The sequence below is a fragment of the Stenotrophomonas sp. YJH_SMC_6 genome, from assembly GCF_059371335.1.
Map to the genome: position 1 here is coordinate 36,764 of NZ_JCAFUM010000006.1, position 25,929 is coordinate 62,692.

The 25,929-nt window shown below is 66.4% G+C and carries 23 protein-coding genes; 11 read left to right on the forward strand and 12 right to left on the reverse strand.

Going from position 1 to position 25,929, the window contains the following annotated elements; genetic code table 11:
* The first annotated feature begins 11 nt into the window (after positions 1 to 11).
* Positions 12 to 1,076, forward strand: a complete 1,065-nt coding sequence (locus AC5P9N_RS08055; protein ID WP_099485270.1) for a sensor domain-containing diguanylate cyclase — start codon at positions 12 to 14, stop codon at positions 1,074 to 1,076.
* Between the two features lie 40 nt (positions 1,077 to 1,116).
* On the opposite strand, the gene AC5P9N_RS08060 is transcribed toward AC5P9N_RS08055, so the two are convergent.
* From AC5P9N_RS08060 to AC5P9N_RS08070, 3 genes are read right to left on the reverse strand one after another with little or no spacing between them, the layout of a single operon-like run.
* Positions 1,117 to 2,064 carry a DMT family transporter gene (locus tag AC5P9N_RS08060; protein WP_012479593.1) on the reverse strand — a complete coding sequence of 316 codons (948 nt, stop codon included), beginning with the start codon at positions 2,062 to 2,064 and terminating at the stop codon, positions 1,117 to 1,119.
* A gap of 34 nt (positions 2,065 to 2,098) precedes the next feature.
* The gene (locus tag AC5P9N_RS08065; protein WP_099485269.1) at positions 2,099 to 2,917 is read right to left on the reverse strand and encodes a DUF72 domain-containing protein; all 819 of its coding nucleotides are present in this window, start codon (positions 2,915 to 2,917) and stop codon (positions 2,099 to 2,101) included.
* Positions 2,914 to 3,357: a VOC family protein gene (locus tag AC5P9N_RS08070; RefSeq protein ID WP_099485268.1), complete on the reverse strand. Its 444-nt coding sequence runs from the start codon at positions 3,355 to 3,357 to the stop codon at positions 2,914 to 2,916. Before AC5P9N_RS08070 ends, AC5P9N_RS08065 begins: the two co-directional genes overlap by 4 nt.
* A gap of 110 nt (positions 3,358 to 3,467) precedes the next feature.
* On the opposite strand from AC5P9N_RS08070, the gene AC5P9N_RS08075 reads away from it, so the two are divergent.
* From AC5P9N_RS08075 to AC5P9N_RS08090, 4 genes are all read left to right on the forward strand, one after another.
* Entirely contained in the window at positions 3,468 to 5,027 is a 1,560-nt protein-coding gene (locus tag AC5P9N_RS08075) for a serine hydrolase (RefSeq protein WP_099485267.1), read from the forward strand.
* Positions 5,028 to 5,226: 199 nt separating this feature from the next.
* Positions 5,227 to 7,059, forward strand: a complete 1,833-nt coding sequence (gene smrA, locus AC5P9N_RS08080) for a multidrug efflux ABC transporter SmrA (protein WP_099485266.1) — start codon at positions 5,227 to 5,229, stop codon at positions 7,057 to 7,059.
* A gap of 67 nt (positions 7,060 to 7,126) precedes the next feature.
* Positions 7,127 to 8,386 carry a bifunctional glucose-1-phosphatase/inositol phosphatase gene (gene agp, locus AC5P9N_RS08085; RefSeq protein WP_099485265.1) on the forward strand — a complete coding sequence of 420 codons (1,260 nt, stop codon included), beginning with the start codon at positions 7,127 to 7,129 and terminating at the stop codon, positions 8,384 to 8,386.
* Between the two features lie 152 nt (positions 8,387 to 8,538).
* The gene (locus AC5P9N_RS08090; protein WP_099481220.1) at positions 8,539 to 8,973 is read left to right on the forward strand and encodes a hypothetical protein; all 435 of its coding nucleotides are present in this window, start codon (positions 8,539 to 8,541) and stop codon (positions 8,971 to 8,973) included.
* Positions 8,974 to 9,059: 86 nt separating this feature from the next.
* On the opposite strand, the gene AC5P9N_RS08095 is transcribed toward AC5P9N_RS08090, so the two are convergent.
* Positions 9,060 to 10,868, reverse strand: a complete 1,809-nt coding sequence (locus AC5P9N_RS08095; protein ID WP_049397495.1) for a DUF885 domain-containing protein — start codon at positions 10,866 to 10,868, stop codon at positions 9,060 to 9,062.
* A gap of 112 nt (positions 10,869 to 10,980) precedes the next feature.
* Here AC5P9N_RS08095 and AC5P9N_RS08100 point away from each other — a divergent pair, with 112 nt between their 5' ends.
* Together AC5P9N_RS08100 and AC5P9N_RS08105 are read left to right on the forward strand one after the other, a co-directional pair.
* Entirely contained in the window at positions 10,981 to 11,337 is a 357-nt protein-coding gene (locus AC5P9N_RS08100; RefSeq protein ID WP_012479600.1) for a GFA family protein, read from the forward strand.
* 23 nt (positions 11,338 to 11,360) lie between these two features.
* The gene (locus AC5P9N_RS08105) at positions 11,361 to 12,149 is read left to right on the forward strand and encodes a DUF4349 domain-containing protein (protein ID WP_099523462.1); all 789 of its coding nucleotides are present in this window, start codon (positions 11,361 to 11,363) and stop codon (positions 12,147 to 12,149) included.
* 31 nt (positions 12,150 to 12,180) lie between these two features.
* Here the strand turns inward: AC5P9N_RS08105 and AC5P9N_RS08110 are convergent, their stop codons facing one another.
* Both AC5P9N_RS08110 and AC5P9N_RS08115 read right to left on the reverse strand, forming a co-directional pair.
* Positions 12,181 to 12,474 carry a hypothetical protein gene (locus tag AC5P9N_RS08110; RefSeq protein ID WP_005408721.1) on the reverse strand — a complete coding sequence of 98 codons (294 nt, stop codon included), beginning with the start codon at positions 12,472 to 12,474 and terminating at the stop codon, positions 12,181 to 12,183.
* Between the two features lie 68 nt (positions 12,475 to 12,542).
* Complete coding sequence (locus AC5P9N_RS08115) at positions 12,543 to 13,487, reverse strand: LysR substrate-binding domain-containing protein (protein WP_005408722.1); 945 nt, start codon at positions 13,485 to 13,487, stop codon at positions 12,543 to 12,545.
* Positions 13,488 to 13,602: 115 nt separating this feature from the next.
* Between AC5P9N_RS08115 and AC5P9N_RS08120 the strand changes: the two genes are divergently transcribed.
* On the forward strand, positions 13,603 to 14,475 hold the full coding sequence (locus AC5P9N_RS08120; protein WP_043034843.1) for a DMT family transporter: 873 nt from the start codon (positions 13,603 to 13,605) through the stop codon (positions 14,473 to 14,475).
* Positions 14,476 to 15,051: 576 nt separating this feature from the next.
* Here the strand turns inward: AC5P9N_RS08120 and AC5P9N_RS08125 are convergent.
* Positions 15,052 to 15,954 carry a peptidylprolyl isomerase gene (locus AC5P9N_RS08125; protein WP_099485263.1) on the reverse strand — a complete coding sequence of 301 codons (903 nt, stop codon included), beginning with the start codon at positions 15,952 to 15,954 and terminating at the stop codon, positions 15,052 to 15,054.
* Between the two features lie 136 nt (positions 15,955 to 16,090).
* Here AC5P9N_RS08125 and AC5P9N_RS08130 point away from each other — a divergent pair, with 136 nt between their 5' ends.
* A complete protein-coding gene (locus tag AC5P9N_RS08130) occupies positions 16,091 to 16,456 on the forward strand; it encodes a PadR family transcriptional regulator (protein ID WP_099485262.1) in 366 nt (121 codons plus the stop codon).
* Positions 16,453 to 17,442: a sensor domain-containing protein gene (locus AC5P9N_RS08135; RefSeq protein WP_099485261.1), complete on the forward strand. Its 990-nt coding sequence runs from the start codon at positions 16,453 to 16,455 to the stop codon at positions 17,440 to 17,442. The genes AC5P9N_RS08130 and AC5P9N_RS08135 overlap by 4 nt, the downstream gene beginning before the upstream one ends.
* Positions 17,443 to 17,551: 109 nt before the next feature.
* On the opposite strand, the gene AC5P9N_RS08140 is transcribed toward AC5P9N_RS08135, so the two are convergent.
* A complete protein-coding gene (locus AC5P9N_RS08140) occupies positions 17,552 to 18,859 on the reverse strand; it encodes a polyhydroxyalkanoate depolymerase (protein WP_099485260.1) in 1,308 nt (435 codons plus the stop codon).
* A gap of 93 nt (positions 18,860 to 18,952) precedes the next feature.
* Complete coding sequence (locus AC5P9N_RS08145) at positions 18,953 to 19,543, reverse strand: class I SAM-dependent DNA methyltransferase (protein ID WP_099485259.1); 591 nt, start codon at positions 19,541 to 19,543, stop codon at positions 18,953 to 18,955.
* A gap of 150 nt (positions 19,544 to 19,693) precedes the next feature.
* Between AC5P9N_RS08145 and AC5P9N_RS08150 the strand changes: the two genes are divergently transcribed.
* On the forward strand, positions 19,694 to 20,149 hold the full coding sequence (locus tag AC5P9N_RS08150) for a CopD family protein (RefSeq protein ID WP_043034848.1): 456 nt from the start codon (positions 19,694 to 19,696) through the stop codon (positions 20,147 to 20,149).
* Between the two features lie 154 nt (positions 20,150 to 20,303).
* On the opposite strand, the gene AC5P9N_RS08155 is transcribed toward AC5P9N_RS08150, so the two are convergent.
* From AC5P9N_RS08155 to dnaE, 3 genes are all read right to left on the reverse strand, one after another.
* A complete protein-coding gene (locus tag AC5P9N_RS08155) occupies positions 20,304 to 21,263 on the reverse strand; it encodes an acetyl-CoA carboxylase carboxyltransferase subunit alpha (protein WP_099485258.1) in 960 nt (319 codons plus the stop codon).
* 113 nt (positions 21,264 to 21,376) lie between these two features.
* Positions 21,377 to 22,246, reverse strand: coding sequence for a hypothetical protein (locus AC5P9N_RS08160; RefSeq protein ID WP_099485257.1), 870 nt, complete (start codon positions 22,244 to 22,246; stop codon positions 21,377 to 21,379).
* A gap of 56 nt (positions 22,247 to 22,302) precedes the next feature.
* Entirely contained in the window at positions 22,303 to 25,893 is a 3,591-nt protein-coding gene (dnaE, locus tag AC5P9N_RS08165) for a DNA polymerase III subunit alpha (RefSeq protein WP_005412734.1), read from the reverse strand.
* Positions 25,894 to 25,929: the final 36 nt, after the last annotated feature.

The window sequence follows — 25,929 nt, forward strand, 5'->3', positions numbered from 1 at the left end:
CGTGACGCTGCATGATCAAGCCCGACAAGCCTGCCAACGAAGCCCTTCGGCTAGAGGCGCTGTACCGCTACCGCATCCTGGATTCGGAGCGCGAAAAATCCTTCGACGACCTGGTGGTGATCGCCAAGGCGATCTGCGGCACTTCGATGGCGGCGGTGACCCTGATCGACGTCGAACGGCAATGGTTCAAGTCGATCCAGGGCATCGATGCGGCGGAGAACCTGCGTAGCGAATCGATGTGCGGCCACGCCATCCTGCAGCCGCAGGAAATCATGGTGGTCGAGGACGCGCTGCAGGACATCCGCTTCCACGACAATCCGGTGGTGACCGGCGATCCGCACATCCGCTTCTATGCCGGTGCGCCGCTGATCAGTTCCGATGGCCTGCCGCTGGGCACGCTGTGCGTGTTCGATGCGCATCCGCAGCACCTGGCCAGCGACAAGGCCGAAGCGCTGGCCGCACTGTCGCGGCAGGTGATGCTGGTGATGGAACTGCGGCGCTTCGCCCTCGACATCCAGAAGCACATGCTGGAGCGGGATGATTACGAGCGCCTGTTGTCGGAATATCAGGACGTACTGCTGGCGCAGAATGCCGATCTGGCCGCACAGAGCCGTACCGATGACTTGACCGGCCTGCCCAACCGCCGTGCGATGGCGGCCGCGCTGGAAGAGGCGGTGGCCGGGAATCCACCCACCGCGGCCTGCGTGGCGCTGTTGGACATCGACCATTTCAAGCACATCAACGACTTCCAGGGGCACGCCACCGGCGACCGGGTACTGGCCGAACTGGGAGCGTTGCTGCGCTCGCACTTCGCCGGCCGCGGCATGGCCGCGCGTTATGGCGGCGAAGAGTTCGTGGCGGTGATGCCCGGTACCGACCTGCGCACCGCGGAACTGCAATGCGAGTTCCTGCGCCTGGCGGTGGCCGACCTTCCGCTGGGGTTCCCGGTCACGATCAGTATCGGTGTCGCCCAGCACCACATTGGCGAGAGCGTGGACGAGACCCTGGCACGTGCCGACAAGGCGCTGTACCGGGCCAAGGGCAATGGCCGCAACCGGGTGGAACGGGCGGGCTGAATCGCCCCGCCCGGTAGATCCACGACATGCGTGGATGCACTCAATCGGCGATGTTGCGTGCTTCGGCCGTGCCAAGGATTTCCGGGTGCTGCACCGGCTTGCGGCGGTTCAGCAGCGGATGCAGGAACACCGCGCCGACAATGATGGCCACGCCCAGGTAGAACCACGGCGTGACCTCGTGCTGCTCGCGCAGCAGCACCACCGCCAGCACCACCGCATAGACCGGCTCCAGGTTGGTCACCAGTTGAACCGTATAGGCGCTCAGGTGGCGCAGCGCGACCAGGGCCAGGGCGAACGGCAGCAGCGTGCAGAACCCGGCCAGCACCAGCAGCAGGATGCCGTCGTGCAGATTCGGGACCACCCACAGCGGGCTGGCCAGTGCTGGCAGCAGGTAGGGCATCAGCGGTGCCAGCAGGGTCAGGGTGAGGGTGCCGGCCCCCAGCTCCAGGGCGGTGACCGTGAGCGGATCGGCGTGGCTGACCATGCGCTTGTTGAGCGAGCCGAACACCGCTACCAGCAACGCCGAGATCGCGCCGATCAGTACACCCAGGCGCATGCCATCGGGCACGCCACCCACCACCAGCGCCACGCCCGGCAGTACTGCCAGGCCGAAGGCCAGTTCACGCAGCTGGAACGGCCGCTTGGCCACCCACGGTTCGATGATCGAGGTGAACACCGGCGCCAGCGCGATGCACGTGGCGGCCACCGACGCGTTGGCCAGCTTCACCGCACCGTAGAACGTCAGCCAGTGCAGGGCAACCAGTGCACCGATGCCGGCGTAGCCGGCCACCAGCCGCAGGGGCAGGGTGCGCAGCCCGCGCCACACCCGTGGCAGCAGCGCCAGCATCGCCGTCACCAGCAGCATGCGCCACCACACCAGCGGCAATGCGGGCAGGGTGATCAGCTTGCCGAGGATGGCGGTGACGCCCCACAGCAGGACACAGAAGTGGATCTGCCACAGCGCTTTGCGGGTGTCGGGTGTGCTCATCCGCCTATTGTGAGGCAAGGCGAACGTCGCAGCGCTACCCGCGTGTGGGATCGCTGCCCTGGTCAACCCGCCGCTGCAGGGCCATCGCCGCCGCCGGGTTGCGTGCCTTGCCCGCGCCGATGCACAGCAGGTAGACCTCGCGCGGGGTTTCCGGAGCTGGCGCGGCCAGGCAGGGCAGGTCATCCACCGGTTCGCCGCGTGACCAGCGGTGTGCGCGTTCGGCCCAGCGCTGCTGCACGGGCGCCGGCAGACCCTCGTTCAAGCGGGCCTGGCTGCGCTTGATCCGCGCATAGACGAAGCCGGCACTGACATCGCCGTGCAATGGCGCCTCGTCGCTGTCCTCGATCACCAGCGCCACGCCGTGGCGGCGGGCGGCGTCGACCAGTGCCGGGCCATGTGCCTCGGCGTTGCGGACCTCCAGCGCATGCTGCAGCGGCACCCCTTCCAGATGCTTCGGCAGCTGTGCCATCAGCCGTTCCAGTGCTTCGGCGTCGGCCGGATGCCGTGGATCGAACTGCCACAGCAGCGGGCCCAGCCGGTCACCGAGCGCAGTCGCCGCCTGCAGGAAGGGCGCGGCCGCCTCGACCGTGCTGGACAGGTCGCGGCGCTGCACCAGGTAGCGTGGCGCCTTCATCGAGAACCTGAAGCCTTCCGGCGTCTGCGCGGCCCACTGCGCGCACTGCGCGGCGGTGGGCGTGCGGTAGAAGGTGCCGTTGATTTCGATGCAACGCAGGGCACGGCTGGCATGGGCCAGTTCTTCACGCTGCGGCAGGCCCACGGGGTAGAAAACGCCGCCGCGCCATTCGGGAAACACCCAGCCACCGATGCCGCAGCGGATCGCTCCGGCGGTCACTGGCCGTGGTCCGCGCGCCACGGGTCGTAGCTGCCGAACCACCACAGGTAGCCTTCCGGGTCGGCGCAGGCATAGCCACGGCCGCCGTAGTCCTGGTCGGCGATGTCGATGACGATTCGGGCACCGGCGGCCTTGGCCCGGGCGTAGTGCGCGCCGGCATCGGTGACGATCACGCAGGCACTCTGCGTCTGGCGGCCGCCGACCTCATCAGGCATCGCCGCATGCTCGCTCCACGCGCTCTGGTTGCTGGCCGAGCCCAGCATGATCATGCCGGTGCCGAAGGTCAGCTGCGCATGGAACACCGTATCGCCATCGGCGTAGACGGCCTGGGCATGGAAGCCGAAGGCGCGCTGCAGCCAGTCGATGGCAGCCTGCGCATCGCGGTAGCGCAGGCACGGAATGATGGTGGAGCCGCTGCTCGGTTGGCCGTTCTCGCCCATGACACCCCTCCTATGGCACAGGGCAGGGTGCAACGCAGAACGTTACCATCCCGCGAAACCCCGGTGACGGCCTGCACATGGCCGCCACCCCTGTTCGGAGATCGTGCTGGATGAAACCCTGGATTGGAGGAGCCGTGCTGCTGGCGTGCACGACCATGGCGAGCGCTGCCACCCCGGCGCAGCTGCAGGAGCTGGATGCAACCGTCGAGCGCGTGCGCGCGCAGTTCGACGTGCCCGGTATTGCGGTGGCGGTGGTCAAGGATGGCGAGGTGGTGCTGGAGCGCGGCTGGGGCGTGCGCGAGCAGGGCAAGCCGGAACCGGTGCAGGCCGATACGCTGTTTGCCATTGCGTCCAACACCAAGGCGTTCACCGCTACCTCGCTGAACCTGCTGGCCGAGGACGGCAAGCTGAAGATGGACGACAAGGTGATCGACCACCTGCCGTCGTTCCGCATGTCCGATCCGTTCGTGACCGGCCAGATGACGATCCGCGACCTGCTGTCGCATCGCAGCGGACTAAGCCTGGGCGCCGGTGACCTGTTGTTCTGGCCGACCACCTCCTACAGCAATGCCGAAGTGGTGGAGCGGCTGGGCAAGGTGCCGCTGAAGGGTGGATTCCGCGAGGGCTATGCGTACGACAACATCCTGTACGCGGTCGCCCAGCAGGTGATCGAGCATGTTTCCGGCATGAGTTACCAGCAGTTCCTGCAGACCCGCATCTTCGACAAGGTGGGCATGGCCGGTACGCGCTACAACGCCGATCACCTGAAGCCGGGCGACAAGGCCGCGGTCGGCCACGCCAAGTACGATTTCAAGGACCTGCGCACCGTCGCGCCGCTGACCTGGTCGAACAATGCCGGCGCCGGCGGCATCTATTCCAGCGCGCACGACATGGCGCGCTGGATGCAGGTGCAGCTGGCCGAAGGCAAACTGGCCGACGGCACGCCGTTGTTCTCCGAGAAGAGCCAGCAGCAGATGTGGCGGATGATCACGCCGCAGTCGATCCCGGCGCCGAGCGTGCCGGAGCTGGCACCGGCGCGGGCCAACTTCGCCGGCTATGGCGAAGGCTGGAGCCTGAGCGACTACCGCGGGCAGAAGCTGGTCTGGCACACCGGTGGCTGGCCGGGCATGGTTTCGCGGCTGACCCTGGTACCGGGCGAGAAACTGGGCGTGGTGGTGCTGACCAATCAGGAAGTGGGCGCGGCGTTCAATGCGATCACCCTGAGTGTGCTCGATGCCTACCTGGGCGGTGAAAAGCATGACTGGGTGGACGCCTATGCCAAGGCCGTGGCCAAGGGACAGGACAAGGCCGACGAGGCGTGGGCCAAGCACCAGAGCGCGCGCGACAAGGGCAGCAGGCCGTCGCTGGCGCTGGCCGGCTACACAGGCATGTTCCGCGACCGCTGGTATGGCGACATGCAGGTCAGTGCCGGGGGCAAGGGACTGCGCCTGCGCTTTGCCAGGACCGCGCAGCTGAGCGGACGCCTGGAGCACTGGCAGCACGACACCTTCATCGTGCGCTGGGACGACCGTTCGCTCAACGCCGACGCGTTCGTGAACTTCAGCCTGGACCCGGACGGCAAGGTGCGCGAGGTGCGCATGCAGCCGATTTCCGACCTGACCGATTTCAGTTTCGATTTCCAGGACCTGCTGTTCACCCCAGTGAAATGACGCCGCCGGGCGTGGCCCGGCGCTGACGTTTGACGAATCCGATGGGTAGTGTCGGCCGCTGGCCGGCAACCTCATGATCCCCGGATGCGTCGCAAGGGTGCCGGCCAGCGGCCGGCACGACCGCAGCCGCAGCGATCGTCGGCCGGCGTACACATGCGGCATGGGATACTCCGCCAGCTAAAGATGGCGAGGGAATGCGATGTTCCGTTGGTTTGAATCCCTGATTCCGGTGTTCCCGCCCGTGGACGGGCGGATGCCTCCGCGCAAGGTGCTGCCGTTCTACCTGCACTACCTGCGCCCGGTGTGGCCGGTGCTGCTGGCCACGCTCATCGCCGGCCTGCTGCTGGCGCTGGTGGAAGTGGCGATGTTCGATTACCTGGGCCGCATCGTCGACATGGTCGCCGAGCAGCCCGGTGCCGACTTCTTCAAGCGCCATGCCAACGACCTGGGCTGGATGCTGTTCATCACGGTCATCGCGCGTCCGATCCTGGTCGGCCTGCACAACCTGCTGGTCAACCAGGCCATCGTGCCCGGCCTGAGCAACCGCTCGCGCTGGTTGATGCACAACTATGTGGTGCGGCAGAGCCTGAGCTTCTTCCAGAACGACTTCGCCGGCAGCGTCGCCAACCGGGTGATGCAGACCGGTACCTCGCTGCGCGAGTCGGCGGTGCAGATGGTCGATTCGCTCTGGTACATCGTGGTCTATACCGGCACCGCGCTGTACCTGTTCGCGCAGGCCGACTGGCGGCTGATGGTGCCGCTGATCCTGTGGCTGCTGGCCTATGCGGTGATCATGGTCTACTTCGTGCCGCGCGCGAAGGAACGGGCCTGGATTGCGTCCGAAGCGCGTTCCAAGGCGATGGGCCGCATCGTCGATGGCTACACCAACATTCCCACGCTGAAGCTGTTCGCCCATGGCGGGCGCGAGCAGGCCTACGTGGCCGAGTCGATCCAGGAACTGGCGGTCAAGCACCGCGCGCAGACCCGGGTGACCACCGGCATGGACCTGACCATCGCCATCGTCAACGGTTTCCTGATCGCCGGTACCTGTGGGCTGGCGCTTTGGCTGTGGAATGGCGGCCACATCACCGTCGGTGCGATCACGCTGGCGACCGGCCTGGTGATCCGCATCCACAACATGTCCGGCTGGATCATGTGGACCATCAACGGCATCTTCGAGGACATCGGCACGGTGCAGGATGGCATCACCACCATCGCCCAGCCGCTGACCGTGCAGGACCGCGAGGATGCAGTGCCGTTGCAGGTGACCCGTGGCGGCGTGCATTTCCAGGACATCCACTTCCACTACGGCAAGAAGGGTGGCGTGATCGCAGGCCTGGACCTGGTGGTGAAGCCGGGCGAGAAGATCGGCCTGGTCGGTCCTTCGGGTGCCGGCAAGTCGACCCTGGTCAATGTGCTGCTGCGCCTGTACGACCTGGAAAGCGGCCGCATCCTGATCGACGGCCAGGACATTGCCTACGTCACCCAGGAAAGCCTGCGCCAGCAGATCGGTGTGGTCACCCAGGACACCTCGCTGCTGCATCGCTCGATCCGCGACAACCTGCTGTACGGCCGTCCAGACGCGACCGATGAGCAGCTGCGCGCTGCGGTGGCCAAGGCACGTGCCGAAGCCTTCATCGATACGCTGGTGGACGGGCAGGGGCGTCGTGGCTACGACGCACATGTCGGCGAGCGCGGCGTGAAGCTGTCCGGCGGCCAGCGCCAACGCATCGCCATTGCCCGCGTGCTGCTGAAGGACGCCCCGATCCTGGTGCTGGACGAAGCAACCTCGGCACTGGACTCGGAAGTGGAAGCGGCGATCCAGGACAGCCTGGATGAGCTGATGGGCGGCAAGACGGTGATCGCGATCGCGCACCGGCTGTCGACCATCGCGCGCATGGACCGGTTGGTGGTGATGGACCAGGGACGCATCGTGGAGACCGGCACCCACGCCGAACTGATTGCGACCGGTGGCCTGTACGCACGGTTGTGGGCGCGACAGACCGGTGGATTTGTTGCTGCCGATCAATGATCGCTTCGGGGGCGGATCCCTTTCCGCAGGAAAGGGATCCGCCCCCAGCGTGTTTCCGGAGACCTGCATGATCCGCCCCCTGCGCTCCCTGTTGCTGGCACTCAGCCTGGTTGCCACGGTTGCCACGGCTGCGCCGGCACCCATGGACGGCGACCAGCTCGAGCAGGTCGTCCTGCTCAGCCGTCACAACCTGCGCGCGCCGGTGGTAGCCTCCGGCGCGCTCGCCAACGCGACGCCCGAGACCTGGCCGCGCTGGGAGGTGGCACCGGGCGAGCTGACTACCAAGGGAGGCGTGCTGGAGGTCTACATGGGCCGCTACATCGCCGAGTGGCTGCGCCAGGCACAGCTGTTGCCGGTGTCGGGTTGCCCGCAGGAGGATGACTTCCACGCGTACGCCAACAGCCTGCAGCGCACCCAGGCCACCGCGCAGTTCTTCGTTGCCGGTGCTTTCCCGGGCTGCCATGTTTCGGTCGAACAGCGCATGCCGTTGGGCTCGATGGATCCGTTGTTCGATCCGGTGATCCGCCGCGACGACGCGGCATTCCGCACGCGCGCGCTGGAGTCAATGCAGCGAGCGCTGGCCGCAGCGGACCTGGCACCGGCTCTGTCCGTGGTGGAAGAGATCACCCGCTATCCGCAGTCGGCGGCATGCAAGGGGCACAGCGACTGCCATCTGGCGCTGGCCGATACCACCTTCAGTACGGAACCGGGCAAGGAGCCTCGCGCATCCGGATCACTGGCGCTGGCCAGCGGGCTGGTCGATGCCTTGTTGATGGAGCACTACCAGGGCAGTGGCATCCCCCGCGAAGGCTGGGGCCGGTTGACCACCGAGGCGCAGTGGCAGGCGTTGGCGCAGATCCGCAACCGCTACCAGGACATCCTGTTCGGAACGCCCGAGGTGGCGCGGGATGTGGCCGCTCCGCTGCTGACAAGAGTGAATGCGTTGTTCGACGACCCGGCGTCGCCGAAGGTGACCCTGCTGGTCGGTCACGATTCCAACATCGGCTCGGTGCTGGCGGCGTTGGGAATCAGCGACTACAGCCTGCCGGGGCAGTACGAGAAGACACCGATCGGTGGCCTGCTGCAGTTCGAACGCTGGCGTGGGCACAGCGGGAGGGCGCACTACCGGTTGGTATATGTCTATCCCACCAAGGAGCAGTTGCGTGACGCGGTGCCACTGAGTGAAATGCAGCCGCCGGTACGGGCGACGCTGGTGCCGCAAGGGTGTACGAAGACTGGGTGCACTGAAGCGCAGTTTAGGCAACTACTTGGAGCTAAAGTGAGGGCTTTCAGCGGAGATGGCAAAAGGGCTGTCGATGGTGTCTGAAGACCGCAGAGTCCCGTGAACCAAGGCGGGTGCCGACACTTGGATTGCCGCCATTCAATGCCGCTGAATCCGGTGCAACTCGGTGGCATGATGTGTGTGCTCGCTGCCAGGTTCCGGCAGCATTATTTCAACCCTGAAAATGGACTTGGAAAATGAAAAAACAGCTGATCGCGCTTCGTGGCGCCAGCAACTCGGGAAAGAGCTCGACGCTTCTCATGTTGTACCGACTGCTGGCTGCGCACTCTGCCACGCGATTCATTTCGTTTGAGGCTATTGGCCACAAGCTCGACTTCAGTGCAATGGTTCAGATCAACGGATGCAAGATCGGAATTTTCAACCGTGGTGATGTTTCCGGAACCGTGGATGGTCTGATCGACCAACTTGCACAGGCAGGATGCAAGGTGATCGTTTGTGCTGCCCGTTCGAAGGGCGACGTTGGCGATGTGCTGGCCTCGTATGAGCGCAGGTACCAGTTGCAGGAGATTGTCAAAAAGACCGGTGGGGAAGACGAGTCTGATTTTGCACTGGTCAATATGGGCGTCGCGCATGATCTCGCCGCTCGAGTCTACTCAGCAGTGGTCGTCTGAGTTCTCCGTTCCGTCATTTCGGGGCGGCCTGCAGAAACGGCCCGGGTTTGCCCGGGCCGTTCCGTTTCCAACTTGTACCACCCCGATCACTCGATCGGCTGGTCCAGCATCAGCTGGCGTGCGAAACGCACCGGGGGTGCGCCGTAGGACAGCATCTGGTCGTGGTACGCCTTCAGGTTGAACTTGTCGCCCAGCTTCTCCTGCACCGCCTTGCGGGTGTCGAAGTGTTCCTGCGCACCGACGAAGTAGGTCGGTAGCTGTGCCGAGGTCAGCTGTGCACGCACCCACTTGCCCGCCGCTTCGCTTTCCTGCTGGAACGCGTCGTGGGTCATCAGGTGCATTGCCTTCTCGCGATCCCAGTTGTCCACGTGCACGCCCTGGTCGAGGATCGCGTTGGAGATCGTGCGCAGGTAGAACTTCAGCTGCACCAGGTGGAACAGCGGGTCGTTGTTGAGGTAACCCTGCTCCTGCATCATGCGCTCGGTGTAGACCGCCCAGCCTTCGGCGAACAGGCCCGAACGCAGCACCGCACGCAGGGTGGAGGGGAACTTGGCCGAATGCCAGCCTTCCAGGTAGTGGCCCGGGGTGCCTTCGTGGATGCTCAGCAGGTGGATCATGCGCGAGTTGTACTCACGCAGGAACGAGTCGACCTGCTTGTCGTTCCAGTCGTCCGGAATCGGCGACACGGCGTAGAAGGTCTTCAGGTTCTTGTCCAGCGGACCCGGTGAATCACAGTAGGCCACGGCCACGCCACGCTGGAATTCCGGCATCAGGATGATGTCCACCGGCGCGTCGGGCAGCGTCATCAGATCGTGCTCGCGCACGAACGCGGTGGACTGCTCCAGTGCGGCCTTGGCATCGTCGACGACCTTGTCGCGTGCCGGCTTGTCGGCGTAGGCCAGCTCCAGCGCAGCTTCAATGGCCTTCTGCTGCTGCTCGTCGGTCGGCTGGGCCGGCATCTCCGGCGCACCCGGCTTGTCCTTCAGCACGGTCTGCGCGATGCCGTACATGTCTTCGCGCACGCGCTTGAGTTCGGCGCGTGCACGCTCACCGATCTCCTGGCGCGACAGCGAGGAGCTCAGCGCGAACTTCAGCTTCTGGTCGTACTTTTCCGCACCGATGCGGAAGTCGCCCTTGGCATTCGGCACCAGGGTCTTGTCCAGCCAGGTCTGCTGCTCGTCCACCGCCTTCTTCAGGCCGTCGATGGCGGCCTGCAGGCGCTGCTGGTCGGCCTGCGGCAGTTCACCGATGTGCGGGGTGATGAAGGTATCGACGATGCTGAGGATGCCCTTGTTCTGCTTGGCCACCGTTTCGGCGTGGATCTTCGGCACCCGTGCCGGATCCAGGTTCTCGCGGGCCTGGGCGAAGATCGCCGGCAGCTTTTCCATGCGCGCGGTGGCCGACTTCAGGCGCTCCGGCAGCGGCGCGAACTCGCGCGCCATCAGGCCGTAGATCGCGCTGCCGGCAATGCCGTTGTACAGCTGCGGGTCCCACTTGCCGGACTGCAGCACTTCGGCGTTCCATATTTCCGACTGCAGCTGGTTGCGCAGGATCGCTGCGTCCACCTGGTTCTCGCGGCCCAGCTTGGCCACCTCGATCTTGTCCAGCTCGCCCAGCAGCGCCTTGTAGGCTGCCAGGGTCTTCTGCTGGCCGGCGGCACTGAGGTCGTCCAGCTCGCTGTCGTAGCGGTGGTCACCGATCTGGGTAGCGCTGACCGGCGACAGCTGCATCCAGGTGTCCAGGGCGCGCTTGGACAGGTCGGCGAAGGCAGCGTCGACCGCCGCGTCACCGGCCTGCTGGCTGGTGGCCGGGGTGGAAGCGTTGGTCGGGGCGTCGGCCGGCTGGCAACCGGCCAGCGCGGCGACCAGGGCGAGGGCAAGAAGATGCGGGCGCATCGGCGTTCCTGTACGGGGTCAAACCCTGAGCATAGGGCCGCGTGGCTGCTTTGTCCCCGTGCCATAGGATTACCATGGGCGCAGACAAGGACCCTCCAAAGGAGCGCAGAACATGGAATACCAGGGAAGCTGCCATTGCGGCAGGATCGCATTCACCGTACAGGCCGGGGCGCCGATCAGCGACGTCATCGACTGCAACTGCTCGATGTGCCGCCGCCGTGGCAGCCTGCTGTGGTTCGCCCCGCGCGAAGCGTTCCAGCTGAGCACCGATCCGGCGGACGTGGCCACCTACCACTTCAACAAGGCCCACATCGACCATCACCATTGCCGCGAATGCGGCATTGCCCCCTACAGCGAGGCGGTGGATCCGCGCAGCGGTATGCCGATGGTGGCGGTGAACGTGCGCTGCGTGCCTGCAGTGGATCTGGCCACGCTGGCGGTGACCTCCTACGACGGAGCCGCACTGTGAGGCCGGTGCGCGCGTGGACGTGCATGGCGGCAATGCCGGTGCTGCTGCTGGCGCTGGGCGCCTGCGCCAAGCAGGGCAACATGGCGGCGGATGCGGGCGCCACGGCGGCCGAGGCTGCCATCGCTTCACCGGAAGGCGCATTCCTCGCCTACGAACACGACGTGCAGGTGCAACTGGAAGCGGCGCAGATCGCACCGCGCATCCAGCAGGTGGCACAGGCCTGCCAGAGCGCGAAGTTCGGTGACTGCGCGGTGCTGCAGGTAGACCAGCGCAGTGGCGAGCAGCCCAGCGGCGAGGTCAAGGTGCGGATTGCACCGAAGGGCACCGAGCCGTTGATCGCGTTGGCCGGTGAGGGCGGCACGCTGCAGTCGCGCAACACGCGTGCCGAGGACCTCGCGCAGGCCGTGGCCGACACCGCGCTGACCAAGGCGCGGCTGGAGAAGGAACATGCGCGGCTGCTGGCCTACCAGGACCGCAAGGACCTGAAGATCGAGGACCTGATGGCGATCACCACGCGGCTGTCCGAGATCGAGGCGGGCGTCGAACAGGCCAGCAAGGATGCCGCGCAGCAGCGCCGGCGCATCGATACCCAGCTGGTGACGATCCATTTCGATACCACGTCCGGCCAGCGCAGCCGCAGCGAGATCGGCGAGGCGCTGAGCGAGTCGGGCAGCATCCTCAGCACCAGCGTTGCGTTCCTGATCCGAGCCGTTGCCGCGCTGCTGCCGGTGGCGGTGCTGGCCTTGATCGCGGCCTGGGGTGTGCGGGCATGGTGGCGCCGCCGCCGTCGCAAGCTGCCGCCCAACCTCTGAGGTGGAGGCTGATGCCGGCAGCCCGCCGGCATCAGCCCTCGTCGGTCTCGTACTCGACGAACACATCCAGCTCCAGCGCCAGTTCCTGCACTGCGTCGCGCACCTTCTGCGCGGTGCTTTCATTGCCGACTTCCACTTCCAGCTCATGGATGCCCGGGCCGATGTCGTCGGACAGCCCGGCCGAGCTGGAATCGTCGTCGTCCATGTGCGGCATCAGATCGTCGGTTTCCTCGACATGCTCGATGCCCTCCAGGCCGAGCAGCAGGTCGCTGATGGCACGGGCGTCGTCTTCAGTTCCGGTGATGCGCAGTCGCAGCATGGCCATGGCGTAGGTACGTTGTGGAGTTGCCTGCAGCCTAGCCAGCGCCGGGCAAAGAACGGGTGAGGGTGCAGTCAGGCGCGTGTGGCCGGACGCCCGAGCAGGCTGTCCGGCAATGCGGGAATCGGTGTGCGTTCGTCCTGCGCCTGCTCCAGCAGCCAGTCGATGAACAGGCGCGCGGCCGGGCTGGGCGGTTGTCCTTCGGCATGCACTACGTGATACGCATAGCGCGCCTTCAGCGCCGGGCCGGGCAGGCGCACCACCTCGTAGCGCTGCAGATAGGGCTGGGCGATGTGGGTGCGCGCCAGCACCGCGCCCATGCCATACACCGCAGCACGCATCGCATCGGTGCTGTCGGCGAAGGTGTGCATGGGTGGCAGCGGCGACGGCGTGCGCACGCCGGCGTGGCGGAACCAGTCGCGCCAGCCCTGCGGCGACAGGTCGGTGAGCAGCGGCAGGTCGGCGATGCGCGCCGGATCGACCAGCGTTTCGACGCCGGCCAGTGCCGGTGAGGCGACCGGGAACAGGTAGTCATCCATCAGGTGCTGCGCACGCAGGCCGGGCCATTGGCCCAGGCCGTAGCGGATGCCCACTTCCGGGCCGTTGTCGTCATAGCGATCCAGCCCGCTGCCGGTATGCAGTTCGATGCGGATGTGCGGGTAGGCCTGGGTGAAGCGCGGCAGCCGTGGCAGCAGCCAGCAGTAGGACAGCGAGCGCAGCGTGGTGATCCGCAGCGGCACGCTGTCGGCATCCGGCTGCAGGTGATGGGCGACGGCCGCGACATCGGTGAAGGCGGCGCTGGCGGCGTCGGCCAGTTGCCGGCCCTCGGCAGTCAGGCGCACGCCGCGGGCGTGGCGTAGGAACAGCCGTACTTCCAGCACTTCTTCCAGGCGGCGGACGTGGTGGCTGACCGCGCTGGCGGTCAGGTGCAGCTCCTGCGCGGCCTGGGCGAAGTTCTGGTGGCGCGCGGCGACCGCGAACACGGCCAGTGCGGGTAGCAGGGAAGGGCGTAGCAGCATGTCGAGCCTCAAGCCATATTTGTGGCTAGCAGCGATACTACGCGCTTGTGCGGCGGGCGTCTGCGCCTGATCCTATCCGCCTTGGCGAGGAATTGACGATGTACGGAGGCAAGGCATGAATGCGGTCCCACAGGCAGCCGAGCGCGATTGGCGCACGCCGCTGGAATTGACCCTGCTGGGCGCCATCTGGGGCTGCTCGTTCCTGTTCATGCGGGTGGCGGTGCCGTCGTTCGGCCCGTTCGCGCTGGTCGAAGTGCGGCTGGTGCTGGGTGCGCTGGTGCTGCTGCCGTTCCTGTGGCGCGCCCGCGCGCAGTTCCCGCCGCGGCGCTGGCTGTGGCTGGCACCGATCGGCCTGATCAACTCGGCGTTGCCGTTCGTGCTGTTCGCCTATGCAGCGGAACAGGCGCCGGCGGCGATCGGCGCGATCTGCAATGCGATGACCGTGCTGTTCGCCGCGCTGATCGCCTTCCTGTTCTTCGGCGAGAAGATCGGCTTGCGCCGCGCCGGTGCCTTGCTGGTTGGCTTCGCTGGCGTAGTGGTGCTGGCCACCGCCAAGGTTTCCGGCCTGAGTATCGGCACCGCGGTGCTGGCCGGTGCGGCGGCTTCGCTGCTGTACGGCCTGGGCGTGAACCTGGTGAAGCGGCACATGACCGGCCTGCCGTCGGCGGCCGCGGCGGCGGCAACGCTGTCGTGTGCCTCGCTGTGGATGCTGCCGATGGCGGTGAGCCACTGGCCGCAGGCGGCGATTCCGCTGAAGGCCTGGGGCGCGGCCGTCGCACTGGGCGTGGCCTGCACCGGGCTGGCGTTCCTGATGTTCTACCGCCTGATCGGCCGTATCGGCCCGTCACGGGCGTCGACGGTGACCTACCTGATTCCGCTGTTCGGCGCGGCGTTTGCGTGGTTGTTCCTGGGTGAGGCGGTGACCGTGCAGATGCTGATTGCCGGTGTGCTGATTCTGGGTAGCGTGGCGGTGAGTCAGAAGGGCTGAGGAATTGGCGTTTTGCGCGTTGCGCGTGCTGAAGGTGCTTCACTGTTCATGGGCGTTACTTTTCTTTGTACGCAAAGAAAAGTAACCAAAAGAAACGTTCCGCCGGCCGCGAGCCGGTGCTGCGCACCGGTGCCCTGCGCTCCTCGGCCCGTCGAGGGACGGCGCGGGAACTCGCTGCGCTCAGACACCCGCGCCTCTTCGCCCTCGCCGGACCTGCGGTGCTCGGCTCGCTCAAGGCGGATCCAAGATCAAAGGCAGAAGCGGTCGCTTCGCTCGCCGGGCCCGGCCCGGCACTACCATGCATCGTCGTGCAGCTGTGGCTCTTGACCTTGGGTCCGCCTTGAGTGAGCCGAGCATCGCAGGGGAATCAGGGGCGAAGAGGTGCCGATGTCTGAGCACAGCGAGTTCGGCACCGTCCCCTGATTCACCGAGAAGCGCAGGGGACCGACGTGCGAAGCACGGCGGCTCGCGACCTGGCGGCGCGTTTCTTTTGGTTACTTTTCTTTTCGCGCGAAAAGAAAAGTGACGCTCATGAACAGTGAAGCACCTTCAGCACGCGTCACGCGCAGGAAACCATCAGCGCACCGGCACCGGAATATTGCAGAGATCGATATGCCCCGCCGGGCGCTTGTAGAAATCATCCACGCGATTACGCCGTGCCTCCACCGTATCGGCGAAGGTCTTCGAATCGGTACGCAGCACCTGGATCGGCGTGCGCTCGGCCGCTGGCACGTCGCTGGCGCGGCGGATCGACACGATCGGCGTACGCAGCTTCGGGTCGGTGTAGAAGCCCATCGGTGCCGGTCCGCGCGGCGTTGCGCTGAGCAGTTCCATGCCCTTCAGCACGCGACCGACCAGCGTGATGTTGCGGTCCAACTGGCGCGGTGACTGGCCGGTCACCACGTACAGTTCGGCGCCGATGCTGCTGTCTTCCTCGTTGCTGCGGCCGGCACCGAGCATGCCGTAGCAGTGCGCCAGCCAGGTCTTGCCGGCCTGCGGGTCCTGGCCGACCGGGAAGCCATCGACGAAACCAGTCTGCGCAGCCCAGCCATCGCGGTCCGGCAGCACGCTGACCTTCAGGCCGGCGCTGGCGCGTTCGAACTCGGCCGGCAGCTTGCGCGCGGCGCTGCCGAACGGCCTGGCCTTGGCCGCGTCATCGGCGTCGGCATCGCCGAACTGCACCACGAAGTTATCCTGCGAGCGGTAGATGCTGGTGCCGTCCCAGAAGTGCTCATGGGCGAAGGTCTGGATGTTGGCGACATGGCGCGGGGCGAACTGCGGCGCCAGCTCGATGATCACCCGCCCCGCCGGCAGGTCCATGTACAGCAGGTTGGCCGGGTCCGGGGTGCGCCATTCGCTGGCCGCCGATGCGTCGAGGATCTGCTGCGGGCTGCGGTAGGGCGTGGCCGAACTGGCCATGGCGGGCAGCAGGCAGGACAGGGCGATGGCGGTCAGGGCAAGGCGACGAAGGTGCGGCATGGGATCCCCGGAACATGAACGAGGCTTCGATTCTGCGCGAGCGGCCCGGCCACGCCAACCGGCACGATGACTAACGACACATTCGCTATACCGAACTTCGCACTACTGTCGACTTCAACGTAGTGGAGGCCCGGTCATGTCCGAGGACGATGTCCACCTGAAGAAGTTCCAGAAGGAGCTGAGCGCCGGAACGGTGTCGCTGGCCCTGCTGGCGGTGCTGGCCCGGGCCGGGGAGCCGCTGTACGGCTACCTCATTGCCAAGGAGCTGGAGCGGGTGGGCGAGGGCGTGCTGAGCGGCAAGCAGAGCGCGCTGTACCCGGTGCTGCGCAACCTGGAGGCTGCCGGTCTGCTGGAAAGCCACGTGGAGCCGTCCAGCAGCGGGCCGCCGCGGCGCTACTACCGCATCAATGAACGTGGCCGCGAGGTGCTGGCGCAGTGGCGCCACGCCTGGCAGGCCACCCGCGATTCCGTCGATTCTGTGTTGGAGGGGGTACCGCAATGAACGACCCGAGCCTGGCAGGCCGAGCCCTGCCCACGACCATCCCGCAGTACCTGGCGCAGCTGCGTGTGGCGCTGGAAGGTGCCGACCCGGCGATGGTGCAGGACGCGCTGTACGACGCCGAGGAGTACCTGCGTTCGGAGCTGGCGGCGCAGCCCGGCCGCGGCGAGGCCGAGGTGATCGCCGACGTTGCCGGCAGCTATGGCGCGCCGGACGAAGTGGCCGAGATCTACCGCGAGACCGAAGTGACGGTGAACCGCGCGCTGCGTACGCCACGTGCAGATACCACGCCGGTGCTGCGCGCGGCGGCGGAAGCCAGTGGCGTCGAGCCGGCCGCACCGCTGCCGGTGCCGGTGCAGCGCTCGCTGCTGGCGCGTTTCTTCGGCGTGGTGACCGATCCGCACACCTACGGTGCGCTGTTCTACATGCTGCTGTCGCTGGCTACCGGCGTCTTCTTCTTCACCTGGGTGGTGACCGGCCTGTCGCTGTCGCTGGGCCTGCTGATCCTGATCGTGGGCATTCCGCTGACCGTGCTGTTCTTCGGCTCGGTGCGCGGGCTGGCGCTGCTGGAAGGGCGGCTGGTGGAAGCGCTGCTGGGCGAGCGCATGCCGCGCCGTCCGCGTTACACCGATCGCAGCCGCACCTGGCTGCAGCGCATCGGCGACATGTTCACCGATGGCCGCACCTGGCTGACCCTGCTGTACTTCGTGTTGATGCTGCCGCTGGGCGTCATCTACTTCACCCTCGCGGTGACGCTGCTGTCGCTGTCGCTGAGCCTGATCTGGGCGCCGGTCGCGGCGATCTTCAGTGGCGAGATTCCGGGCGTGTACGTCGATGGCGTGAACGTACTGCCGATGGCTGCATCGCCGCTGGTGGCGATCACGGTTGCTGCGGCGGGCGCGCTGCTGCTGCTGCTGACGATGCATCTGGCACGCGGCATCGGCAAGCTGCATGGGCTGATTGCCAAGAACCTGCTGGTGCGGCTGTAACAGGCCAGGGGTCGGATCCCTGTTCGCAGAACAGGGCTCTGACCCCGGATCCTATCATGCTGGGGTCAGAGCCCTTTCCGCTGGAAAGGGATCCGACCCCTGCCGGGAATCAGCCCGCCTTTCGCCGCAACGGGGTCACGTTGCTCTTCTTCTTCGTGGCCTTCGCCGCCGGTGCTTCGGCATGCGCGGCGAAGAAGTCGCGCACCTTCGGGTACACCACTTCGCGCCAGCGACGGCCGCTGAAGATGCCGTAGTGGCCGGCACCTTCGACGATGAAATGCTCACGGCGGTCCGCAGTGATGCCGGTGCACAGCGCCTGTGCTGCTTCGGTCTGGCCGAGGCCGGCGATATCGTCCAGCTCGCCCTCGATGCTCAGCAGCGCGGTATCGCGGATCGCCGACGGATCGACCTTCTCGCCGTTGACCACCCACTCACCACGCGGCAGCAGGAAGTCCTGGAACACCACGCGGATCGTATCCAGGTAGTACCTGGCCGGCATGTCGAGCACCGCGTTGTACTCGTCGTAGAAACGACGGTGCGCGTCGGCGTCTTCCAGGTCGCCCTTGACCAGGTCGGTGTAGAAATCCCAGTGCGAACTGAAGTGGCGGCTCGGGTTCATCGACAGGAAGCCGGCGTGCTGCAGGAAGCCCGGGTACACGCGGCGACCGGCGCCGGGATAGCTGGCCGGCACGGTGTGGATGACGTTGTTCTCGAACCACGACAGCGGGTTCTGCGTGGCCAGGTTGTTCACTGCGGTCGGGCTGCATCGCGCATCGATCGGGCCACCCATCATCACCAGCGTACGCGGCGTCGGTTCGCCACGGCTGGCCATCAGCGAAACCGCGGCCAGCACCGGTACGGTCGGCTGGCACACGCTCACCACGTGCAGGCGCTCCACGCCGAGGTGGCGGATGAATTCCTGGATGTAGGCGATGTAGTCGTCCAGGCCGAATTCGCCTTCGCTGGCCGGCACCATGCGCGCGTCCACCCAGTCGGTGACGTACACGCGGTGATCGCGCAGCAGCGTGCGCACGGTATCGCGCAGCAGCGTGGCATGGTGGCCTGACAGCGGCGCAACGACCAGCACGAACGGCTGGTTGAGCATCGTGTGCAGCTGGTCGGCTTCATTGCTGTGGCGCTTGAAGCGCAGCAGCTTGCAGAACGGCTTGCTCACTTCTTCGTGCACGACGATCGGCACGCGCTCGCCATCGACATCGATTTCGTTGATGCCCCATTCGGGCTTCTCGTAATCCTTGCCGATGCGATGGAACAACTCGTTGACCGCGGCCAGGCGATCGGCACCCGGCATCTGCGACCACCAGTGGCCCGGGTTGGCGAAGAATCTGGCGTTGGCCTGGGCCTGGTGCACCCAGGGGGCGAGCAGGTTGCGGGTCAGTTCGTGCAGTTGATAGAGCATGACGACCGAATATGTATGGTCATATGTTGCCGCGCAGCATATCCCATCCGGGTGTCCCGCAGGTTAAGTTGGCTGAAAATAATGAATCCGGATTCACATCCGTTCCAGCGCGGCTGCATCGCCTGCCAGCGCGGGGCCCAGCCAGCAGTGCGACCCTACCGGCTGCAGGCCATGCCGGCCCAGCGTGCGGCGGTACCAGCGCGCCGGGCGGTCCTGGAAGCCGTCGTGGTCGCCCTCGAACGCGTCCTCGGCAGCGAAGGTTTCCAGGAAGGCTACCCCTCCGGTCAGTTCAGACAGTCCGGCCAGGCCGGCGCGCAGCTCGCGGTCGGGCACGTAGTGCATCACGTCCGAGCAGACCAGCAGGTCGACCGGAGCGCAGGGCCGCAGCCAGGCGAAATCGCCGAAGCTGGCCAGGTGCAGGTTGCGGGTCCTGCCGTAGCGGCGAACAGCGTACTCGCTGCTGTCGAAGCCCAGGTATTCGACCTTCGGACGCAGCTTCAGCAGCGGTGCGCGCCAGGCGCCTTCGCCGCAGCCGATGTCCAGCACGCTGCGGATCGGTCGTTCCAGGTAGTACTCGGCACTGGCCACGGCCAGGGCGACCTTTCGCGCCAGGCGGGCGCTGCCGCCGATGTCGGCACGGCGGTACCAGCGTTGGAAATAGGCGGCGTCGTAGGTCTTGTCCATGGGGCGGTGCGCGATCGGGGAAAACGGCGCCTATCGTACGGTGTTGCGACGCGCCATGCATCGATGTGTCCGCGGCGTACGTGCCTGCGGCGGCTTCGCCACGGCATGCGAGAATGGCCGCCAATCTACGCCAGCCGCCGGAGCGAGCGCATGCAGAGCTACTACTGGGTCAAGACCTTCCACATCGTGTTCGTGGTGGCGTGGATGGCCACGGTGTTCTACCTGCCGCGCATCCTGGTGAACCTGGCCGAGACCGCTGGCCAGCCGGCCGTGACCGAGCGCCTGCAGCTGATGGGGCTGCGCCTGTACCGCTTCGGTCATTCGATGTTCGGCCTGGCCTTCCTGCTGGGCCTGGTGCTGTGGCTGGGCTACAAGGTGATCCCCGATTTCCCGACCATGGTCGCGCCCGGTGGCGCCGGCTGGCTGCACGCCAAGCTGGGCCTGGTGGTGCTGCTGCTGGTCTATTTCGGCTGGACCGGTCGCCTGCTGAAGGGCGTGACCAAGGGCCGCGCGCTGCCGTCCTCGCGCGCGCTGCGCTGGATCAACGAGATTCCGCTGCTGGCGTTCATTCCGATCGTGTGGCTGGTGCTGGCCAAGCCGTTCTGACCCAACCGGTAGATCCACGCCACGCGTGGACACGCCCGGTAGATCCACGCCATGCGTGGATGCCGTGAGGGTACAAACGAAAGAGCCGGGCATCTGCCCGGCTCTTTCGTTTGTGCAATTACCCGGATGCTGCCGGCCAGCGGCCGGCACTACCTCAGGCCGCTTCGTACGTGCCGTAGCTGCGCAGGCGCGCGTAGCGCTGTTCCAGCAGCTGCTCGGTGGACAGCTTTTCCAGCGCGTCCAGTTCGTTCAGCAGCACGGCCTTCAGGCGCTTGGCCATCTGCGTCGGGTTGCGGTGGGCGCCGCCGGTGGGCTCGCGCACGACCTTGTCGACCAGGCCCAGGCTCTTCAGGCGCGGGGCGGTCAGGCCCAGCTGTTCGGCCGCGTCCTTGGCCTTGCCGGCGTCCTTCCACAGGATCGAGGCGCAGCCTTCCGGGGTGATGGTCGAGTACACCGCGTATTCCAGCATCACGGTGCGGTCGCCCACGCCCAGCGCCAGCGCGCCGCCGGAGCCGCCTTCGCCGATCACGGTGCAGATGATCGGCACCTTCAGTTCGGCCATCTCGATCAGGTTGCGCGCGATCGCTTCGGACTGGCCGCGCGATTCGGCGTCGATGCCCGGCCAGGCGCCAGCGGTGTCGATCAGGGTCAGCACCGGCAGGCCGAAGCGCTCGGCCATCTTCATCAGGCGCAGGGCCTTGCGGTAGCCCTCCGGCTTGGGCATGCCGAAGTTGCGCTTGATCTTCTCCTTGGTGTCGCGGCCCTTCTGGTGGCCGATCACCATCACTGCACGGCCGTTGATGCGGGCCAGACCACCCATGATCGCCTTGTCGTCGGCGAAGGCACGGTCGCCGGCCAGCTCCTGGAACTCATCGAACATGACGCGGAGGTAGTCGGCGGTGTACGGGCGCGACGGATGACGGGCCAGCTGCAGCACCTGCCACGAGGTCAGGTTGCGGAAGATCTGCGCGGTGCGCATGCGCAGCTTGTCCTGCAGCGCGTGCACTTCCGCCTCGACATTGACCGCCGGCCCGGCACTGGCGTTGCGCAGTTCCTGGATCTTGGCTTCCAGGTCGGCGATGGGTTGCTCGAAGTCGAGGTAGTTCGGATTCATCGGAAGCCGTCGTGTAAAGAAGAGGGGAATTCTAGCCGAATGCGCGCAAACCACCCGTACGCCTTCGTCTGGAAGGCGACGGTAGCGCAGCCGGGCGGGGCGCGCCAGTCAGCTCAGGGCACCACCAGGGCGCTGCGGCCCATCAGCTGGCTGCGCAGGGAAACGAAGTCGTTGTAGGCCTCGTTGGCGTCACGGCCCAGCCCGCTGCCCAGCGTGGCGGTGGCCGAGGTGAAGGCCATCTGCGCGGCGAAGTCCTGCTTGCGCAGCGCCTTCTGTTCATCGGCGGTGGTCGCCTTCAGCCAGCGCGCATAGACCTCGCGCAGCGGCGCGGCGTGGGCCTCGAAGGCGGGCACCAGCGCCGGCAGGCTGGCCGGGGCCGGTTCCAGGCTGAACGCCGGGGCCACGTAGCCGGCCGGCTGCTCGCGCTTGAAGGCGCCGGGCTCGCCCATGCCTTCTTCCACGTAAGCGATGAAGTCTGGCGCGGTGAACACCTTGGCCACGATCTGGCCACCGCTGGCGTCGACGTGGGCCACCACCTTTTCCTTCGGGAAGGGCTCGCGCACGCCGTAGGTCCAGGTTTTGTCGATGAACAGGTCGTGGCTCTTTTCGAACGGGCCTTCGAAGTCGACCCCGCCAAGTTCGATGCCGGCCTTGCCGGTGCCGAAGTTCTTCAGCTTGCTCTCGTCGGTGACATAGACCTCGCGGGCGATCACGTACTCGCTCAGGGTCGGGTTGATCAGGCCGCCACGGCCATCGACGTAGACGATGAAGCGCACGTCGCCGAGCTTGTCGGTGTGCAGGCGGTGCTCACCGACAGCGAGCGAGATCGGGCGCGAGCCCTGTGCGGCTACCGGCAGGTCCTTGCCGTCGATGCTCAGTGCCAGCGGCGCGTCGGTCGGGTTGTCGATCTGGAACTCGACCTTCGAGGGCGAACAGGCGGCCAGGGCCAGCGCGGCGGCGAACGGGAACAGCAGGGTCTTCATTGGCAATCGTCCTTGATGACTGGAACGGGAAAAACAGGAATACGGAGGAGCCGACCTCAGCTGGCCCACGGTGGGCTGTAGCGCACTTTCAGCGTGCGTACGGCGGGGTCGGCGCGCAGCGCCTCCATCAACTTGGAATCGATGCGCACCGCGCTCTGCCCGGACACATCGAGCATGCCGGCGACGCCGCCGTGCGGGCCCTTCAGCAGCAGGTCCAGGCGCAGCGGCGTGCGCCCCGGGCGATGGCGATCCAGCAGCGCATTGACGCGCTCCCAGACCGGGCGCTGCTGGCGCAGGTCCAGGCGCAGCGACAGTCGCGTGGCGTAGTTGGCGCAGACTTCGTCGAAGTCCCAGCACTGGCGGATGCGCAGTGCGTAGCCGCCGTTGAACTCGTCCTCGCGCAAGCCGCCCTTGACCACCAGGATGCGGTCCTTGGTCATCAGGTGCCCGAACTCGGCCATCGCGTCGGAGAACGCGCTGCACTCGACGCGGCCGCGGCCATCTTCCAGCTGGATGAAGATCTGGCTCTCGCCCTTGCGACGCACACCGACCACCTGGCCGGCCAGCACGGTCTGTACTTCCGGGCGCCAGCGCTTTTCGCCGCCGCCGCCACCACCGCTGTTGGCGCTCCAGATCTTCTCCACCGAACCCAGGTCGTTGCCGACCAGATCGCGTACATCGTCGCGCCATGGATCGAACGGGTGGCCACTGAGATAGAAGCCCAGCGTGTCGCGCTCGCCGTTGAGGCGCTGCAGCAGCGGCCATTCTTCGGCTTCGGGCAGATCCAGCTGGATCGTGGTCGCGCTCGGGTCCGGGCCACCGAACAGCGAGTTCTGTCCCGAAGCGCGCTCGCGGGCCATCTGGTCGGTAGCCTTGATCACCTCCGGCAGCTGCAGCATCAGCGAGGCACGGTTGCGGCCAAGCTCGTCCAACGCACCACAGTTGATCATCGCTTCCAGCGTGCGCCGGTTGAGCTTGGCCGAGCCGACGCGGGTGCAGAAGTCGAGCAGGTCCTTGAACGGGCCGCCCTTCAGTCGCTCCTCGACCACCGCCTCGCAGGCACCCTGGCCGACGCCCTTGATCGCACCGAGGCCGTACTGGATGGTGTCCGGGGTCACCGCTTCGAACATGAAGGCCGACTGGTTCACCTTGGGCGGCAGCACGGTCAGGCCGAGGTTGCGCACCTCGTCGAGGAAGCCGACCACCTTGTCGGTGTTGTCCAGATCGGACGACAGCGTGGCCGCCATGAACTCGGCCGGGTAATGGCGTTTCAGCCATGCGGTCTGGTAACTGACCAGCGCGTAGGCGGCGGCGTGCGACTTGTTGAAGCCGTAGCCGGCGAACTTCTCCATCAGGTCGAAGATCGCGTCGGCCTTGGCTTCGTCCACGCCGTCCTTGGCCGCACCTTCGCGGAAGATCTCGCGATGCTTGGCCATTTCGGCCGGCACCTTCTTGCCCATCGCACGGCGCAGCAGGTCGGCGCCGCCCAGCGAGTAGCCGCCGACGATCTGCGCCATCTGCATCACCTGCTCCTGGTACACCATGATGCCGTAGGTGTCTTTCAGGATCGCTTCGGTGCGCGGATCGGGATAGATGATTTCTTCCTGGCCATGCTTACGCGCATTGAAGGAGGGAATCAGGTCCATCGGGCCGGGGCGGTACAGCGACACCAGCGCGATCAGGTCTTCGAAACGGTCGGGACGCGCGTCCTTCAGCAGGCGGCGCATGCCCGAGGATTCGAACTGGAACACTGCGCCCGTATTGCCGTTGGCGAAGATGTCCTTGTAGGTGGGCGTGTCGTCCAGCGGAATCGCGGCGATGTCCACCGGCGGGATGCCGGCGCGCTCATGGCGCTTGTTGATCGCCTTCACCGCCCAGTCGATGATGGTCAGCGTGCGCAGGCCGAGGAAGTCGAACTTCACCAGGCCCACTTCTTCCACGTCGTTCTTGTCGAACTGGGTGACGGGGTTCTTGCCGAGACCGTTCTCGTCGTGTTCGGCGTACAGCGGGCAGAACTCGCTCAGCGGTTCGGGCCCGATCACCACGCCACCAGCGTGCTTGCCGGCGTTGCGGGTCAGGTCTTCCAGCTGCAGCGCCAGGTCGATCAGGTCGCGGACATCGTCCTCGGTCTCGTAGCGCTGGATCAGTTCCGGCGACGCCATTTCCGAGCTGGGGCCTTCCTTGCCCTTGCCCAGTGCATCCTTCAGGTGGATGCCGAGGATGTTCGGGATCAGCTTGGAAACACCGTCGACCAGGCCGTACGGGAAGCCGAGCACGCGGCCGGAGTCGCGCACCACCGCCTTGGCGGCCATGGTGCCGTAGGTGATGATCTGGCTGACGCGCTCGCGCCCGTACTTGCGCGCGACGTAGTCGATCACCTCGTCGCGGCGGTCCATGCAGAAGTCGATGTCGAAGTCGGGCATCGACACGCGTTCCGGGTTCAGGAAGCGCTCGAACAGCAGGTTGTACGGCAGTGGGTCCAGATCGGTGATCTTCAGCGCCCACGCCACCAGCGAACCGGCACCCGAACCACGGCCCGGGCCGATCGGGATGCCCTGGTTCTTGCCCCACTGGATGAAGTCGGCCACGATCAGGAAGTAGCCGGGGAAACCCATCTTGATGATGGTGTTGAGCTCGAACTCCAGGCGCTCGAAATAATCTTCGCGGGTCTTGCCCGGCGCCAGCGGATTCTTCTCCAGGCGCTCTTCCAGGCCGTCGCGCGACATCTTCTGGATCCAGGTGTCCAGGGTCTCGTCGTCGGGCACCGGGTAATTGGGCAGGAAGTAGGTGCCCAGCCGCATCTCGATGTTGCAGCGCTCGGCCAGCGCCAGCGTGTTGTCGATGGCATCGGGAATGTCGGCGAACAGCGCACACATCTCTTCGGCCGATTTCAGGTACTGCTGGTCGCTGTACTCGCGCGGGCGCTTGGGGTCGTCCAGCACGCGGCCGGTGGAAATGCACACGCGCGCTTCGTGCGCGCTGAAATCGGTGGGCGCCAGGAAGCGCACATCATTGCTGGCCACCACCGGCAGGCCACGCTGGCCGGCGGCCATCAGCGCGAACTGGTTGAAGGTCTCCTCGCCCTCGCGGCCGGTGCGGGTCAGCTCCAGGTGCAGGCCATCGCCGAACACGCGCTGCCAATCGGCCAGCTGCTGCTCGGCCAGTTCATGCTTGCCGTCCAGCGCCAGGCGCCCGGCCAGGCTCTGCCGGCCGGCCAGCGCGAACAGGTTGGCGTTGCCGGCCTTCAGCCAGTCCGGATGGATGGCCACGCCGCCTTCGGGGCGATGGCCTTCCATCCACGCGCGGGTCAGCAGCCGCGACAGGCTCAGGTAGCCCTCGCGGTCGCGGCACAGCAGGGTCATCCGCCACGGATCCTGCCCTTCCTCGGCGATCAGCACGTCGGCGCCGGCGATAGGCTTGATGCCCACGCCTTCGGCCGCCTTGTAGAACTTGACCAGGGCGAACAGGTTGTTGAGGTCGGTCACCGCCAGCGCGGGCAGGCCGAGTTCGACCGAGCGTGACAGCAGGTTGGCCTGCTTGGCCTTCTTCGGGTCCGCCTGGTCCGGCTTGGCCGGCACACGGATGGTGGAGTCCGCCAGCGAGAACTCGGTGTGGACGTGGAGATGTACGAAGCGGGAGTTGGACATGCCGGACCAGGTTGGAGCGCGCGGGCCCCGGGTGCT